This is a genomic window from Mycobacterium sp. WMMD1722 (assembly GCF_049315205.1).
Classification (GTDB): Bacteria; Actinomycetota; Actinomycetes; order Mycobacteriales; family Mycobacteriaceae; genus Mycobacterium.
In genome coordinates this window covers 2,013,252-2,029,703 of sequence record NZ_CP186056.1, presented here as the reverse complement: position 1 = coordinate 2,029,703, position 16,452 = coordinate 2,013,252, and the positions used below count along the sequence as shown (strand labels likewise).

Below are 16,452 nucleotides of genomic sequence, written 5' to 3'. Positions count from 1 at the left end.
CGTGCGGGAGTTCGTGAGCGTGCACCTCTCCGAGGAACGCCCGCAGATCGCGACGCTGCTGCTCTCGCGGCCGCCGACCAATGCGCTGACCCGTCAGGTGTATCTGGAGCTGATCGACGCGGCCGGCGAGGTGGCCGCCCGCGACGACGTCGGTGTGGTCATCCTGTTCGGCGGTCACGAGATCTTCTGCGCCGGCGACGACGTGCCGGCCCTGCGCACCCTGGACGCCACCCAGTACGCCGGGATCGCCGCGCAGGCGGTGGCCGCGGTCGCCGACATCCCGAAGCCGACCGTGGCCGCGGTGACCGGATACGCCCTCGGGGCGGGTCTGACGCTGGCACTGGCGGCGGACCGGCGGATCAGTGGCGACAACGTCAAGGTCGGATCCACCGAGATCCTCGCCGACCTGGCCCCCAGCGCGGACGCCACGGCACGGCTGAGCCGCGCGATCGGCGCCAGCAAGGCCAAGGACCTGGTGTTCTCCGGACGTTTCGTGGGGGCCGAAGAGGCCCGCGAGATCGGCCTGATCGACGAGCTGACGGCCCCCGACGGGGTCTACGAGGCGGCACTGGGCTGGGCGCGACGCTTCGACGAGCACCCGCCGCACGTCCTGGCCGCCGCCAAGGCCGCGTTCGCCGACGGCCGGTTAGGCTGCCAGCCATGACGAGTATCGACCACACCGATCTGCCGGCGTCCAACCCGCACGCGACGGCCGAACAGGTCGAAGCCGCGATGAAGGACTCCAAACTCGCCCAGGTGCTCTACCACGACTGGGAGGCCGAGACCTACGACGAGAAGTGGTCCATCTCCTACGACCAGCGCTGCGTCGACTACGCGCGCGGCCGCTTCGACGCCGCCGTCCCCGAAGAGGTGCAGCGCGAGGTGCCCTACGACCGGGCGCTGGAGTTGGGGTGCGGCACCGGATTCTTCCTGTTGAACCTGATCCAGGCCGGTGTAGCCCGGCGCGGTTCGGTCACCGACCTGTCCCCGGGCATGGTGAAGGTGGCCACCCGCAACGGCCAGTCTCTGGGCCTGGACATCGACGGGCGGGTCGCCGACGCCGAAGGCATCCCGTATGAGGACGACACCTTCGACCTGGTCGTCGGGCATGCGGTGCTGCACCACATCCCCGACGTCGAACTGTCGCTGCGCGAGGTGGTCCGGGTGCTCAAACCCGGCGGCCGGTTCGTCTTCGCCGGGGAGCCCACGACGGTGGGCAACCGCTACGCGCGCGAGCTGTCGACGCTGACGTGGCGGGTGGCCACCAACGTCACCAAGCTGCCCCTGCTCTCGGAGTGGCGGCGGCCGCAGACCGAGCTCGACGAGTCCTCGCGTGCGGCGGCGTTGGAGGCGGTCGTCGATCTGCACACCTTCGACCCGGCTGATCTGGAGACCATGGCGCGTTCGGCCGGCGCCGTCGAGGTGTCCACTGCCAGTGAGGAATTCACCGCCGCCATGCTGGGCTGGCCGGTCCGCACCTTCGAGGCCGCCGTACCGCCGGGCCGATTGGGCTGGGGCTGGGCGAAATTCGCCTTCAACAGTTGGACGTCGCTGAGCTGGGTGGACGCCAACGTGTGGCGCCGGGTGGTGCCGAAGGGCTGGTTCTACAACGTGATGGTCACCGGGGTCAAACCGTCGTAACGTTCGACCTCGATGCGGTCGGCTACCTTCGCGGCGAGGAGGGCGTCCGGGCGCTGCGTGAGGTCGCGGCGCGGCCGCTCACCGATGCCACCCTGATCGCCGACATCGCCGCCGTGCGACGGTCTTTCGGCGATCACGCCGCGGTACTGGTGGAGACGGTTCGACTACGGCGCCGGGCGGCGGCCAAACTCCCCGCAAGCAGCCAGTGGCTGTTCACCGATGATGCGTTGCAACAGGCGACGGCCGGGCCGGTCGCGGCGCACCGCGCACAGCGGCTGACGGGTGCCCGCGTGCACGATGCCACGTGTTCGATCGGGGCGGAATTGGCGGCGTTGCAGTACCGGGCGGATGTGGTGTTGGGCAGCGACATCGACCCGGTGCGACTGGCCATGGCCCGCCACAATCTCGACCAGTCCGGTGGGGAGGTGGCCCTGTGTCGCGCCGATGCCCTGCACCCGGTCACCCGGGACACCGTGGTGCTGCTGGACCCGGCCCGTCGACGCGGTGGCCGGCGCACGTTCGACCCCGCCGAGTACACCCCGCCGCTGGACACGGTCCTCGATGTCTACCGCGGCCGCGATTTCGCCGTGAAGTGCGCTCCCGGGATCGATTTCGATGCCGTGCGCCGTCTCGGGTTCACCGGAGAGATCGAGGTCGTCTCCTTCGGCGGCAGTGTGCGCGAAGCCTGCCTGTGGTCGCCGGGGCTGGGCGCTGCGGGCGTCACCCGCAGCGCGGCCGTCCTCGACATCGGTGAGCAGATCACCGACGCCGAATCCGACGACTGCCCGGTCGCCCCGGCCGGGCAGTGGATCGTCGACCCTGACGGCGCCGTGGTCCGGGCGGGGCTGGTGCGCCACTACGCGGCCCGGCACGGGTTGTGGCAGCTGGATCCGGCGATCGCCTATCTGACCGGCGACGCGCTGCCCCCGGGGACGCGCGGATTCGAGGTGCTCGAACAAATCCCGTATCAGGAGCGCCGGTTGCGTCAGGCACTGTCGGCCCACGACGCCGGCGCCGTCGAGATTCTGGTGCGCGGAGTCGATGTCGACCCCGATGCGCTGCGTCGGCGGCTCAAGCCGCGCGGCACCGCAGCGCTCTCGGTCGTCATCACCCGGCTGGGCAGCGGGACGGCAAGTCGGGCAACGGCCTTTCTATGTCGGCCGTCACACGGTCGCTGAACTGCGCCGACCTACCACGTACGCTGGCCCGTGATGAGACGACTCCCTTCGATGGCGGCGCTGCTGACCGCCGCCGTGCTCACCGGCTCTGCCGGCACCGCGGTGGCGTCGGCGCAGACCGCCTGCGCCGACCTCGGCGGTGCGCTGGACAGCACCCAGAGCTGTCAGGTGCACGCCGCGACGCCCAGCTACACCCTGGACATGCAATTTCCCGCCGGCTACCCCGACGAGCAGGCGGTCGCGGCATATCTGACCCAGACCCGCGACGGCTTCGTCAACGTCTCGGAGATGCCCGGCTCCCGCGGACTGCCCTACGTCCTGGACGTCAACGGCACCGCGCAGCACTCCGGCTTGGCGCCGAACGGTACGCAGAGCCTGGTTCTGGAGATCTACCAGAACGTCGGCGGCGCACATCCGCAGACCTGGTACAAGGCCTTCAACTACGACCTGGCCGCCAAGGCGCCGATCACGTTCGAGACGCTGTTCCGGCCCGACTCCCGGCCGCTGGACGTGGTGTTTCCCGCCGTGCAGGACCAGCTGCAGACCGTGACCGGCACCGAACAGCCGGTGTTGCCCGGCGACGGCCTGGACCCGCAGAACTACCAGAACTTCTCGATCAGCGACGACGCCGTGACCTTCTATTTCGGTCAGGGTGAGATGTTGCCCGAGGCGGCCGGCGCCAGCCAGGCGACCATTCCGCGCTCGGCCCTGGCGCCGGTCCTCGCGCTGCCCTCGATGTAGACCTAGACCGTCGTCGGGCGCCGGTCCCGACCGGTGGTGGGATCGTAGGTCTCCCAGAAGCGTGCGCCGGTGATCTGCAGGGCGACCGGGTCGAAGGTGGGATCCAGTCCGCTCTTGCGCTGCCGCTCGTAATCCCAGAGCGCCTTGTACGCGGGCTGCTGCAGGATGATGATGCCGACGATGTTCAGCCAGGCCATCAGCCCGACGCCGATATCGCCGAGCACCCAGGCCTCGGATGCGGTCGATACGGCGCCGATCACGACGGACACCAGGATCAGCGCCTGCAGGGCCATCGTGAAGTTCGACCCGACGGTACCGCGGATGATGGGGACCTGACGGGTCGCCGACCGGCCCAGCATGAACCGCAGATTCGTCTCTGCCATGTAGTAGTAGGCGATCAGCGTGGTGAAGCAGAAGAACGCCAGGGAGATCGCGACGAACGTCGCGCCGGCGCCGCTCAACAGGGTGTCGAAACCGGCCTGGGCGAAGGCGGGCCCCACCTCCGTGTCCGCCGGCAGCACCCCGCCGTCGGCGATGATCGACCCGGCCGCGCTCTCCCCTTCGAACACCCGATATGCGCCGGTCGACAGGATGAGGAAACCTGTCGCGGAGCACACGAAGAGCGTGTCGACGTAGACCGCGAAGGCCTGGACCAGTCCCTGTTTGGCGGGGTGGGAGACTTCGGCAGCCGCAGCGGCGTGCGGACCGGTGCCCTGTCCGGCCTCGTTGGAGTAGATACCGCGTTTGACGCCCCACATCACCGCCGAGCCGATGATCGCACCGAAGGCCGAGTCGACCCCGAAGGCGCTGGCGAAGATCGTCCGCAGGATTTCCGGGATGTCACCGGCGTTGAGCAGCACGATCACCAGCGCAATGACGATGTACACCGCGGCCATGAACGGCACCACGATGGAGGCGAAGGCCGCGATCCGCTTCACACCGCCGATGATGACGAAGGCGAGCACGATGACGGTGCCGACGGCCACCCACCACTTCGACCAGCCCCACGCGGAATTCATCGCCGAGGCCATCGAATTGGATTGCACGCTCGGCAGCAGCAGCCCGCAGGACAGCACGGTCACCGCCGCGAAGACGACCCCGTAGACCTTGAACGCGGCCGCCGCGCGGGTGTGCGCCAACGCGCGGCTCAGGTAGTAGGCGGGGCCACCGCGATACTCGCCGGTCAGCGGGTCACGGGTCTTGTAGATCTGGCCCAGGGTGCATTCCACGAACGAGGTCGACGCACCGAGGAAGGCCACCGTCCACATCCAGAACAGCGCGCCGGGACCGCCGAACGCGATCGCTGTGGCGACTCCGGCGATGTTCCCGGTGCCGACCCGGCCGGCCAATGAGAGCGTCAGGGCCTGGAACGACGACACCCCAGAGGGCGATTTCTCGCCCTTGAGCATCAGCCGGATCATCTCCGGAACCTGACGGACCTGCACGAAACGCGACCGGATGGAGAAGTAGATGCCGGCTGCCAGACACAGGTAGACCAGCGCGTTGCTCCACACATAGCTGTTCACCGTGTCGAGGAATTCGGACAATTCGCACTCCTGCTGACGTCGACCGTGCCGCCCGCGAAGTGGGGCGACCGGGGACATGATGCCATTTCAGCGGAAGCGTTGTGTTAAACCGGTGTCATCTTGCTGTGACATTCCGGTTGGGGCGGTGTCGGTCCGTAACTATTCCGGCGCGAATCCGTAGACCTGTCCGTCGCTGGTGGCGACGACCACCCGCCGGTCCGACCCGATCGACACCCCCACCGGGAAGCCGGTGGCCTCGGGCAGCGGATAGCTGTTCACGGTGCGCCCGTCGGCCGGGTCGATCACCTGCAGCGTCTGATCGCCGGCACCGCCGGTGACCACGTACGCCGTGTCGCCGCCGCGGCTGGCGGTGGTCAGCGGTTCGACGTCGTCGCGGCGCCACACCACCTCACCGCGGTCGCCCCGATCGCGGATCGCGGTCAAGCTCGCGCCCGGCCCACCGCCGGCGATGATCAGCCCGTCCGGGGCGACCGACGGCGGGGTCTGAGCCAGGTAGTCCAGCGGCAGCGACCACTTCGCGGCGCCGTCGGCGGTGTCGATCGCCCACAATTTCTGGTCGCGGCCGTTGACGTAGGCGGTCGTGCCGTCACCGGAGAGCACCGGACTGGCCAGCGGTCCGCGCCCGACGGCGGGGGAGGTCCACTGCCGCGACAACAGCGGGGTCTGGCCGGGCCGGTAGGTCAGCCCCACGAGCACCGGCGCCTCGGCCCCCGGTTCCCACAGGGTGAGCACCACGACGTTGCCGGCGGCCGAGAACGCCGGTGCGGCGGCCACGGGGCATTCCGGGCCCGCGGCGGGGCAGTCCCCGAGACCGCGGCCGGAGTCGGTCGGGTCGACGGTGACCAGATCCAGCGGAGCCCCCTCGACGGTGCCACCGTGCGCATCGAAGACCAGCACCTGACCGAGATGGGTGACCACCAACAGCTGCCCGTTCGCGAGGATGCGCGGTGTGGTCGGCATGCCGATGACCGGGCGCCGCCACCGATACCACTGCGTCGACGGGAAGGACAGCATGGTGCCCGGCTGGCCGACGTAGACGTTGTCGAAGCCGTCCATCAGCGGACTGGCGCTGCCGCCGCCCTGTACGAGTCGGGTGCACCAGCGTTGCCGCCCGTTGTTGTCCGCCTCCCAGACCATCAGCGAGCAGCCGGCCGAGGTCTGGGCATTGGCCCCCAGATAGCCGTCCGACCCGAGCGACACCGCCGCCCCCAGCGTGCCCTTGACCGAACGGCTCCACTCGAGTTGCAGCTGCTGCGCGCCGTCGACATCGGCGAAGCTGCTGTTGGCGGCGTCGCCGTACTGGGCCGGCCAGCCCGAGGCGGCGCGGGTCTGCACCCAGGAGTCGTTGTTGCCGCATCCCGCCAACACGCCGACCGACAGCGCCGTAGTCACCAGCACCAGGAATCGCCGGAACACGGTGTCCTTTCGGGTCGGTGATCTCGTGGGCAGCCTCGCGATCGGAGCCCACGTGAGGGTAACCCGGGTCCCCGAATGCCCAGCGATGCCTCGCGTAGGCTTTGCGGCCATGACGACGATGTGGGGTGCGCCGCTGCACAAGCGGTGGCGAGGCTCGCGCCTGCATGACCCGCGTCAGGCCCGCTTCCTGACCGCCGCCTCACTGCGCTGGGTGATCGCCAATCGCGCCTACACCCCGTGGTACCTGGTCCGCTATTGGCGGCTGCTGAAGTTCAAGCTGGCCAACCCGCATGTGATCACCCGCGGCATGGTGTTCCTGGGCAAGAACGTGGAAATTCAAGCGACTCCGGAACTCGCGCAGCTCGAGATCGGCCGCTGGGTGCACATCGGGGACAAGAACACCATCCGCGCGCACGAGGGTTCGCTGCGCATCGGAGACAAGGTCGTCCTGGGTCGCGACAATGTGATCAACACCTATCTCGACATCGAGCTGGGCGATTCGGTGCTGATGGCCGACTGGTGCTACATCTGCGATTTCGACCACCGGATGGACAGCATCGAGTTGCCGATCAAGGACCAGGGCATCGTCAAGAGTCCGGTGCGTATCGGTCCCGACACGTGGGTCGCGACGAAGGTGACCGTATTGCGCGGCACCACGGTCGGCCGCGGCTGCGTGCTGGCCGCCCACGCGGTGGTCAAGGGCGATATTCCCGACTACTCGATCGCGGTCGGTGCGCCGGCCAAGGTGGTCAAGAACCGCAAGCTCGCCTGGGAGACCTCGGCGGCTCAGCGAGCCGAACTGGCGGCGGCACTGGCCGATATCGAACGCAAGAAGGCGGCGCGCTGAACGTCGTCTGAGTCGGCGACGACCGTCGATCGGTAGTCGCGGCGCGGGCTGACGGTCAGTGCCGCACCGGCAGCTTGATGACGCCCTCGGCGGCCGGGATCGCGGAGGCCGCCGGCTTGACCGGACGACGCAGCGTGCGTTCGGCCCGCGCGATGCGGCGCTCCAGGACGCGCAGCTCCCGCTTGGACAGCGTCCGGCTGGCTTCGGCCAGCGCGTCGAGTTGCTGCCAGCTCAACCCGTCGAGATCGCCGTCGGCGTCGTGGGTGGCGACCACCACCGCGCCGCGTAGCAGCGGAACGGTGCGCGCGGTGTAGCCCGTGGTGACCAGCAGGAGTTCGATCGCGCGCCGGTTGATCTTGCGGCAGCGCCGCGTCGAGGGGGTGAACCAGAAGTCGTACTGCCGGTCGCGGCTGGACAGGTTCTCCAGCCCGTGGTCATCGATCAGTTCGGCGATCTCGGCTTTGCTGTAGGCGCGGGTCTCGTAGATGACGCCGTTCGGGCTGGCGTAGAGCACCGTGTTCATGGGGGTGTCCTTTTCGGCTGTGCTGGCAACGGTGAGCCGAAGCTCGGAAAGAGACTTCCCCGTGATACTCATGTGATAAACGTGCTAATTGTGACAAATGTGACTGGTGTGATAAGGCGGGCTCACGACCGCCCGGGCAGCGCCTGTTCGGTGATCGGGATCCGGCCGAGCGGTTCGCGTATCCGTCGCTTGGCGGCGAGGTAGACCTGTGCGGTCTGGCTCGCCACCGTCGCCCAGGTGAAATCCGACGTCAGCCGGTCCCGGGCCGCGATGGCGCGTCGCTGGGCGGCGGTCGGATCGTCGAGGGCGGCCACGACGGCCGCGGCGAGGGTGCCGACGTCCCGTGCGGTGAACAGCAGTCCGGTGCGGCCGTCGATCACCGCCTCGCCCAGACCGCCGACGTCCGCGGTCACCAGGGGCGTCCCGGTGGCGGCGGCTTCGAGGGCGACGATGCCGAACGGTTCGTAATGGCTGGGTAGCACCGCGACATCGGCACCGTGCAATGTGTCGACGAGTTCGTCGTGCCCGAGATGACCGGCGAAGTGCACCGCACGGCGCACCCGGTGTCTGCGAGCCTGCTCGGCCAGCCAGTCCTGCTGGGTGCCCTCCCCGGCGATGGTCAAGGTGGTGCCCGGGTGGGCGCGCCGGATCCGGGGCAGTGCGGCGATCAGATCGTGCACTCCCTTCTCGTATTCGAGGCGACCGAGATAGAGCAGCCGCGGCGGGCCGGTGCGCGGCCGTCGTAGGGCGAACGGCCAGCGCGCCGCGTCGATGCCGTTGCGGATTACCCTGATCTCCGCGATGCCGGGCCCGAACAGTGCGGCGATCTCGTCGCCCATGGACGCCGAACAGGTGACCAGGAAGTCGGTCTCCCGCACCAACCAGGATTCGATGGCGTGCACCTGACGGCTGGTCGGGCCGGACACCCAGCCCGAGTGCCTGCCCGCCTCGGTGGCGTGAATGGTCGACACCAGGGGCACGTCGAAGAACTGGGCCAGCGCGATCGCCGGATGGGCGACCAGCCAGTCGTGGGCATGCACCACATCGGGTCGCCACGGTGCGTCGTGCGCGGTGAGCGCCAGTCCGGCGCGGACCATCGCGTGGCCCATCGCCAGTGTCCAGGCCATCATGTCGGTCGCGAACTCGAATTCGTGCGGGTCCTGCGCGGCGGCGATGACACGGACGCCGTCGCACACCCCGTCGGTGGTCGGATGCGTGCTCGGATCGGTTCCGAACGGCCGGCGCGCCAGCACCACGACCTCATGTCCCGCCGCGGCCAGTTCGGTCGCGAGGTGGTGCACATGACGGCCCAGGCCGCCGATCACCACCGGCGGATACTCCCAGGAGACGAGCAGGACCTTCACGGTGTCATCGGGGCAGCCGCCGCGCGTCGAGGGCGCCGAACAGGCCGTCGGCCCGGTTCCAGCCGTCGGCCAGGCGTTGGGCCTGTTCGCGACGGCCGGCCGCCAGCGCGTCGGAGATCTCGCGGGTGGCGTGGGCATGCAGATGCGCACGATAACGCGCGTAGTCGGCTGCGGAGTCCTTGCTCACCATGAACGGCCAGTCGCTGGAGACCGTCAGCAGCGCCTCGCGCAGGATCTGGTCGGCGACGGTGTCGCGCGGGGTGGGTGCGCCCACGGACGCGTGCTGGGTCAGTGCCTTGTCCACCGTTCCCAGCGCAGTGTCGACCACCTCGGTGTTCAGCTGCACCAGATCGGCCACCTGCGCACCGGACCACACCTGCCAGTCCTTACCGGAGCCCCACGAACTCGGCGGCAATTGCGTTGCGGTGCCGATGAACCCGTCGGTCACGGCGTCGGCCAGGGTGCCCACCCGCACGCCCGCGGCCGGCAGGGCGCGCAGCACCCGCTCCAGCCAGATCGGACCCTCGTACCACCAGTGGCCGAACAGTTCGGTGTCGAATGCGGCAATGACGTGCGCCGGCCTGCCGATGCGTGCGCTCTCCTCGGCCAAGCGCCGGCGCACCACCTCGACGAAGTCGCTCACGTGCGCGTCGACGGCGTGGTCGGCGCGCTGCGGGTCGTACGGCGCCTTGTCCGCCGAAGCCACGTTGCGTCCGGTCACCCGGGCCGGCTTGAGGCCGGTCGTGTGGTCGTAGGTGTGGAAGTCGCGGTAGGCGGCGTGGCCCGGATAGCCCGACTTCGGCGACCACACCCGGTAGCTCACCGACAGATCCCGGCCGAACGCGATCACCGACGAGTCGCCGACGGGCCGGCCGAGCGCGGTGTCCCCGTGTAGTGACGGCCCGTCGACCATGAAATGACCGACGCCGGCGGCGGCGTATCCGCTCTCCATCCCCGGCGCGTATGCGCATTCGGGGGCCCAGATTCCGCGTGGGGTGTGGGCGAACCGCTGACCCGCATCGGCGAGCCCCTCGCGCAGCGCGAAGTCCCGCAATCTCGGGTTGAGCAGCGGCTGGAACGGATGCGACAGGGGGCCGCCGAGCAGTTCGACGGTGTCGGCGTCGAGCAGCTCGCGCAGCAGCGGGCTGCCGCCGTGGCGCCACCGCGAGGTGAACTCCTCGAGCGCCTGGTCGGCCTCGGCGTGCTCGCGAATGCCGAACTCGCGCAATGGGTGTGGATGGGTGGACGCTTCCAGTGCGCGCAGGCGCCAGTTCGCCAGCCAGTGGTGCATGCCGGTGAGGCAGTAGGGATCGTCGAGTTGAGCGGTGACCACCGGGGTCATGCCCAACGTCACCAGATGCGACCGGTCCTCGGCCGCCAGTGTGCGCAACACCCGCAGCAGCGGCAGATAGGACGCCGACCACGACTGGTAGAGCCACTCTTCGCCGACCGGCCAGCGACCGTGGTGCGCCAGCCAGGGCAGATGGGTGTGCAGGACGAGGGTGAACAGCCCCGGTACCGCCGCGGCCGGCGCCTCGTCATTCACGGCCGCACCGCGATCGCCACCAGGTCGAGGCTCTCGTCGATATGCCGGCTGTCGGCTCGGCCGGCTTCGAGGAGGTCGAAGTCGTCGGCGCGGACGGCAGCGACGTCGGCGAGCAGATCGTCGGGCCAGGGTGCACCGGCGAGCGCCCGGGCCACCTGCGCCTCGATGATCGAACCGCCGTGCCGGGCGTCGAGCTCACGCAGCCGGGGGCCATGGAAGACGCCGTAGACGCCTTCGATGTCGAACCCTTCACCGGTGAGCAGATCCGCCAGTTCCGCAGGGTCGAGCTCGCGGGTGTGAAACGGGTTGAGCGGGGCGTCCAGCCCGGGCGAGAAGGTGATCCGGTTCGGGGTCGACATCAGCAGCTGACCGCCCGGTCGCAGCACCCGAAAGCACTCCCGCACGAATTGTGGCTGATCCCACAGATGCTCGATCACCTGAAAATTCACGACCACGTCGACCGAGCTGTCCGGCAGTGGCAGGGCGGCCAGATTCCCGTGCCGGACCTCCACGCGCGGGTAGCGGGTGCGGACGTGCGCGACCGTGGCCTCGTCGTAGTCCAGGGCGATCACCCGGTTGGCCACAGCCGCGATCAGATCGGCCCCGTATCCCTCGCCGCAGCCGGCTTCGAGCACGTCACGCCCGGCGCAGCGGTCGGCGAGGCGCGCATAGACCACCTCATGGCGACGGAACCAGTAGTTCTCCTCGGCCAAGCCGGGGATGGTCCGCTCTCCGGTCAGAGGGAGGGTGTCTTCGCCGGTGTCGCGCGGCCCCGCCACGTGTGCGCTCATCGCAAGGCAGGCTAACCCAGGGGACCGGTCGATGGCCGGTTCGCGAACACCCGACCACCCAAGGTGTGGCGAGAAGGCAAACTCCGACCGGTTATGGTGTCAGTGCTGAGTAGCATTAGTTACCGACGAGTAACATGCTGTTGGATGCATAAACGTGGTAACGGGCCGACCGCCGGCCGGCCTCATCGAGGAGGACGAACCAACCCATGACGAACATCGTGGTCCTGATCAAACAGGTCCCAGACACGTGGTCGGAGCGCAAGCTTTCCGAGGGTGATTGGACCCTCGACCGGGAGGCCGCCGACGCCGTGCTCGACGAGATCAACGAGCGTGCGGTCGAAGAGGCGCTGCTGATCAAGGAGAAGGAAGGCGGAGAAGGCACGGTCACCGTGTTGACCGCCGGCCCGGAGCGGGCCACCGAGGCGATCCGCAAGGCGCTGTCGATGGGTGCCGACAAGGCGGTGCACCTGGTCGACGAGGGTATGCACGGTTCGGACATGGTGCAGACCGGCTGGGCGCTGGCCCGCGCGCTGGGCACCATCGAGGGCACCGAGTTGGTCATCGCCGGTAACGAGGCCACCGACGGGGCGGGTGGCGCGGTCCCGGCCATCATCGCCGAGTACCTGGGCCTGCCGCAGCTGACGCACATGCGCAAGGTGACCGTCGAGGACGGCAAGGTCACCGGTGAGCGGGAGACCGATGACGGCGTGTTCACTCTCGAGGCTCCGCTGCCGGCGGTGGTCAGTGTGAACGAGAAGATCAACGAACCGCGTTTCCCGTCCTTCAAGGGCATCATGGCCGCCAAGAAGAAGGAAGTCACCACCCTCACGCTGGCCGAGATCGGCGTCGAGGCCGATGAGGTCGGCGTCGCGAACGCCGGTTCGAAGGTGTTGTCGTCGACCCCGAAGCCGCCGAAGACCGCGGGTGAGAAGGTCACCGACGAGGGCGAGGGCGGCAGCAAGGTGGCCGAGTACCTCGTTGGTCAGAAAATCATCTAGCAGAGCATTCCTCCAGGATTTCCAGAAACGAGAAACGAACCAATGGCTGAAGTACTCGTGCTCGTGGAGCACGCAGAAGGTGCGCTGAAGAAGGTCACCAGCGAGCTCATCACCGCCGCCCGTGCGCTCGGTGAGCCCTCGGCGGTCGTCGTCGGCAAGCCCGGCACCGCCGAACCCCTCGTCGAGGGCCTCATGGCCGCCGGCGCGGCGAAGATCTACGTCGCCGAATCCGACGACGCGGAGAGCTACCTGATCACTCCCTATGTCGACGTCCTCGCGGCGCTGGCCGAGGAGAACAGCCCCGCCGGGATCGTGCTGTCGGCCAACGCCGACGGTAAGGAGATCGCCGGTCGGCTGGCCGCCCGCATCGGGTCGGGCGTGCTGACCGACGTCGTCGCGGTCAAGGAGGGCGGCAAGGCCGTCCACTCCATCTTCGGCGGCGCCTACACCGTCGAGGCCGAGGTCACCGGTGACACCCCGGTGATCACCGTCCGTGCCGGATCGATCGACGCGGAGCCCGCCGACGGCGCAGGGGAGATCGTCAACGTCGAGGTGCCGGCCCAGGCCGAGAACGCCACCAAGATCACCAAGCGTGAACCCGCGGTGGCCGGTGACCGTCCGGAACTGACCGAAGCCACCGTGGTCGTCTCGGGTGGTCGCGGCGTCGGCAGTGCGGAGAACTTCTCGGTGGTCGAGGAGCTGGCCGACGCACTGGGCGGCGCCGTCGGCGCCTCGCGCGCTGCAGTGGACTCCGGGTACTACCCCGGTCAGTTCCAGGTCGGACAGACGGGTAAGACCGTCTCGCCGCAGCTCTACATCGCGCTGGGCATCTCCGGTGCCATCCAGCACCGCGCGGGCATGCAGACGTCGAAGACCATCGTCGCGGTCAACAAGGACGAGGAAGCGCCGATCTTCGAGATCTCCGACCTCGGCATCGTGGGCGATCTGTTCAAGGTGACCCCGCAGCTGACCGACAAGGTCAAGGCGCGCAAGGGCTGACCTGTCGAGTCCCATCACCATCCGCGAAACCCCGGCGCCGCTCTGGTGCCGGGGTTTCGTGTCGGTGAGACTGACGTGACCATGACCGACCCATCGGATGTCCTTCCCGGCCGGCGCGCCGAATGCGCCCGGCTGCGGGAGATGCTGACGCTCAGCCGGTCCGGGAGCAGCCAGGTGCTGGTGCTCTCCGGCGAGGCCGGTATCGGCAAGACCGCCCTGCTGGGCTTCGCGGCCGAGCATGCCGACGGGTTCACCGTGCTGCGCGCCGGCGGGGTGGAGTCGGACATGGAACTGGCCTACGCCGGTGTGCAGCTGCTGTGCGCCCCGCTGTTGGACCGCATCGACACCCTGCCCACCCCGCAACGGGACGCCCTGGCCGTGGCATTCGGGTTGCGTACCGGTCCGGTGCCCGACCGGTTCCTGGTCGGTCTCGCGGTGCTCGGCCTGTTGTCGGCGGCCGCTCGCACCCGTCCGCTGCTGTGCCTGGTCGACGATGCGCAGTGGTTGGACCGGGTGAGCGCACAGACGCTCGGCTTCGTCGCCCGCCGCCTGCTCGCCGAACCGGTGGCAGTGGTGTTCGCGCAACGGCTGGGCACCGCCGAGCTGGCCGGCCTGCCGGTGCTCGCCCTCGGCGGACTCGCCGACGCCGACGCCCGCATGTTGCTCGAAACCGCCGTCGCCGGCCGTATCGACGCCGGCGTGCGAGACCGCATCGTCGCCGAAACCCGCGGAAACCCGTTGGCGCTGCTGGAATTCCCCCGCGAACTGACGCCCCGGGAGTTGGCCGGTGGCTATCTGCGACCGGATGCCCGTCCGGTTCCTGGGCAACTGGAGAACCACTTCATCCGCCGCATCCGCGCGTTGCCGCACGATGCGCAGCGGGTGCTGACGATCGCCGCGGCCGAACCCCTCGGGGACGCCGCGCTGCTGCTGCGAGCCGCCGGCCACCTGGGTCTGACGCCCGGCGCCGCGGCACCCGCGGAAGGCGACGGTCTGCTCGACATCGGCACCCGGGTGCGGTTCCGGCATCCGCTGGTCCGCTCGGCGGCCTACCGCTGCGCCGGGCTGGCGGCCCGCCGCGCGGCGCACCGGGCCCTGGCCGACGTCACCGATTCGACCACCGACCCCGACCGCCGGGCTTGGCACCGCGCCCATGCGGCGCCGGGTCCCGACGAGTCGGTGGCCGCCGAGCTGGAACGCTCGGCGGGCCGCGCCGCGCAACGGGGCGGAAGTGCCGCTGCCGCAGCGTTTCTCACTCGGGCGGTCGAGCTCACGCCCGATCCGGCCCGGCGCGGCGAACGGGCGCTGGCGGCCGCGCAGGCCCAATGCGCGGCAGCCGCGCCGGAGGCCGCCGAGGAGTTGCTCGACGTGGCCGATCAGGCACCGCTGGACGAGTTGGGGCGGGCGCGGGCGGAGCGACTGCGCGCCCAGCTGATCTTCATCCGCGGGCGGGCGCAAGGGCAGGCGCCGGTGCTGCGTGCGTCGGTCGACCGGCTCGTCTCCGTCGCTCGCCGGCTGCAGGCCCTGGACCCGCCGCTCGCCACCGAGACACATCTCGATGCGATCACCGCCGCGGTGTATGTCGGCCGTCTCGGCGGCCCGGACCTGGCCCGCGACACCGCGGCGGCCGCCCGCCCGTCGGCCGGTTCGTCGCGGCCGGTGGACCTGGTCGTCGAGGCGCTGGCCTGCCGGCTGACCGAGGGCCACGCCGCGGCCGCGGGCCCGATGCGGGCCGCCGTCGACGCACTGCACCCCGACGACTGGCTGTGGCAGGCCTATCCGCTGGCACACGAGGTGCTGGCCAACGAACTGTGGGACGACGTCACCAGCCGTCGGCTCGCGCAGACCGCCGTGCGCCTGGCCAAGCAGACCGGCGCGCTGTCCGTGCTGCCGGCGGCCCTGGTTTCGGCGGCCGGCGTCCACGTCACCGCCGGTGAGTTCGACGCCGCCCGGACGCTCTTGGCCGAGGCCCAGGAGATCTCGACCGCCGCGGGGCATGGTCCGGTGCGGTATCACGCGCTGCTGCTCGCCGCCTGGACCGGCGACGAGTCCGAGGCCACCCACCTGATCGGCACCGCGCTGCGCGACGGGTCGGCGCGGGGTGAAGGCCGGTTGATCGGTCTCGCCGAGTATGCGACCGCGGTGCTGAACAACGGACTCGGCCGCTATCAGGTGGCGCTGGCCGCGACGACCCGCGCGGGTGAGTACGAGGACCTCAGCATCTACACCCGCACGCTGATCGAGCGGGTGGAGGCCGCGGTCCGGGCCGGCGAGCCGACGCCGGCCGCCGAGGCCGTCGCACGCCTCGACGACCGGACCGGCGCAGTCGGTACCGATGGCTCACTGGGGGTGCGTGCAGTGGCGCACGCGCTGATCAGTGCGGGCCGCGAGACCGAGGACCGATACGTCGAGGCGGTCGAGCGGCTGGCCGGCACCGGCCTGGCCGGATATGCCGCCCGCGCCCACCTGCTCTACGGCGAGTGGCTGCGTCGCGCCCATCGGCGCACCGATGCGCGCACCCAGCTGCGGTCGGCGCACGAGCGCTTCACGGCCATGGGTGCGGCGGCGTTCGCCGATCGCGCCCGCCGGGAGTTGCTGGCCACCGGCGAGAAGACCGCCAAACAGCCGGCGCGCTCCGGCGACGCCCTCACTGCGCAGGAGCAGCAGATCGCCGACCTGGCCGGCGCCGGATTGACGAACGCCGAGATCGGCGCGCAGCTGTTCATCAGCGGCCACACCGTGGAGTGGCATCTGCGCAAGGTGTTCGCCAAACTCGGGATCAGATCGCGGCGCGAACTGCGCACCGGATCCCAACGCCGCGCCACCCGCTGAGCCACGGACTACGGACTTTCCAGGGTCCG

General features: G+C 69.8%; 14 protein-coding genes. 8 read left to right on the top strand and 6 right to left on the bottom strand.

Annotation, left to right across the window (positions count from 1 at the left end; genetic code table 11):
• The first annotated feature begins 1 nt into the window (after nt 1).
• Genes ACN27E_RS09600 through ACN27E_RS09585 form a run of 4 tightly spaced genes read left to right on the top strand, consistent with a single transcriptional unit; the run spans nt 2 to nt 3,560 of the window.
• A complete protein-coding gene (locus ACN27E_RS09600; RefSeq protein ID WP_422749757.1) occupies nt 2–664 on the top strand; it encodes an enoyl-CoA hydratase in 663 nt (220 codons plus the stop codon).
• A complete protein-coding gene (locus ACN27E_RS09595) occupies nt 661–1,641 on the top strand; it encodes a class I SAM-dependent methyltransferase (RefSeq protein ID WP_422748549.1) in 981 nt (326 codons plus the stop codon). The genes ACN27E_RS09600 and ACN27E_RS09595 overlap by 4 nt, the downstream gene beginning before the upstream one ends.
• On the top strand, nt 1,599–2,819 hold the full coding sequence (locus tag ACN27E_RS09590) for a THUMP-like domain-containing protein (RefSeq protein ID WP_422749755.1): 1,221 nt from the start codon (nt 1,599–1,601) through the stop codon (nt 2,817–2,819). Before ACN27E_RS09595 ends, ACN27E_RS09590 begins: the two co-directional genes overlap by 43 nt.
• Nucleotides 2,820–2,852: 33 nt before the next feature.
• Complete coding sequence (locus tag ACN27E_RS09585) at nt 2,853–3,560, top strand: esterase (RefSeq protein WP_422748547.1); 708 nt, start codon at nt 2,853–2,855, stop codon at nt 3,558–3,560.
• Between the two features lie 2 nt (nt 3,561–3,562).
• Here ACN27E_RS09585 and ACN27E_RS09580 read toward each other — a convergent pair whose 3' ends face one another.
• Both ACN27E_RS09580 and ACN27E_RS09575 read right to left on the bottom strand, forming a co-directional pair.
• Nucleotides 3,563–5,107, bottom strand: a complete 1,545-nt coding sequence (locus ACN27E_RS09580; protein WP_422749753.1) for an alanine/glycine:cation symporter family protein — start codon at nt 5,105–5,107, stop codon at nt 3,563–3,565.
• Nucleotides 5,108–5,245: 138 nt separating this feature from the next.
• Nucleotides 5,246–6,523: a PQQ-binding-like beta-propeller repeat protein gene (locus ACN27E_RS09575; RefSeq protein WP_422748545.1), complete on the bottom strand. Its 1,278-nt coding sequence runs from the start codon at nt 6,521–6,523 to the stop codon at nt 5,246–5,248.
• Nucleotides 6,524–6,632: 109 nt separating this feature from the next.
• Between ACN27E_RS09575 and ACN27E_RS09570 the strand changes: the two genes are divergently transcribed.
• Nucleotides 6,633–7,370 carry an acyltransferase gene (locus ACN27E_RS09570; protein WP_422748544.1) on the top strand — a complete coding sequence of 246 codons (738 nt, stop codon included), beginning with the start codon at nt 6,633–6,635 and terminating at the stop codon, nt 7,368–7,370.
• 55 nt (nt 7,371–7,425) lie between these two features.
• Here the strand turns inward: ACN27E_RS09570 and ACN27E_RS09565 are convergent, their stop codons facing one another.
• The 4 genes from ACN27E_RS09565 to ACN27E_RS09550 all read right to left on the bottom strand — a co-directional run bounded on the left by ACN27E_RS09565 (nt 7,426) and on the right by ACN27E_RS09550 (nt 11,594).
• Complete coding sequence (locus ACN27E_RS09565) at nt 7,426–7,893, bottom strand: hypothetical protein (protein WP_422749751.1); 468 nt, start codon at nt 7,891–7,893, stop codon at nt 7,426–7,428.
• A 122-nt stretch (nt 7,894–8,015) separates the two neighbouring features.
• Nucleotides 8,016–9,257, bottom strand: a complete 1,242-nt coding sequence (locus ACN27E_RS09560) for a glycosyltransferase family 4 protein (protein WP_422748542.1) — start codon at nt 9,255–9,257, stop codon at nt 8,016–8,018.
• Nucleotides 9,258–9,261: 4 nt separating this feature from the next.
• Entirely contained in the window at nt 9,262–10,803 is a 1,542-nt protein-coding gene (locus ACN27E_RS09555) for a 1,4-alpha-glucan branching protein domain-containing protein (RefSeq protein WP_422748540.1), read from the bottom strand.
• Entirely contained in the window at nt 10,800–11,594 is a 795-nt protein-coding gene (locus ACN27E_RS09550; protein ID WP_422748538.1) for a methyltransferase domain-containing protein, read from the bottom strand. Before ACN27E_RS09550 ends, ACN27E_RS09555 begins: the two co-directional genes overlap by 4 nt.
• A gap of 206 nt (nt 11,595–11,800) precedes the next feature.
• Between ACN27E_RS09550 and ACN27E_RS09545 the strand changes: the two genes are divergently transcribed.
• From ACN27E_RS09545 to ACN27E_RS09535, 3 genes are all read left to right on the top strand, one after another.
• The gene (locus tag ACN27E_RS09545; protein WP_422748536.1) at nt 11,801–12,592 is read left to right on the top strand and encodes an electron transfer flavoprotein subunit beta/FixA family protein; all 792 of its coding nucleotides are present in this window, start codon (nt 11,801–11,803) and stop codon (nt 12,590–12,592) included.
• A gap of 42 nt (nt 12,593–12,634) precedes the next feature.
• A complete protein-coding gene (locus ACN27E_RS09540) occupies nt 12,635–13,591 on the top strand; it encodes an electron transfer flavoprotein subunit alpha/FixB family protein (RefSeq protein ID WP_422748534.1) in 957 nt (318 codons plus the stop codon).
• Between the two features lie 81 nt (nt 13,592–13,672).
• Complete coding sequence (locus ACN27E_RS09535; RefSeq protein ID WP_422748533.1) at nt 13,673–16,423, top strand: AAA family ATPase; 2,751 nt, start codon at nt 13,673–13,675, stop codon at nt 16,421–16,423.
• Nucleotides 16,424–16,452: the final 29 nt, after the last annotated feature.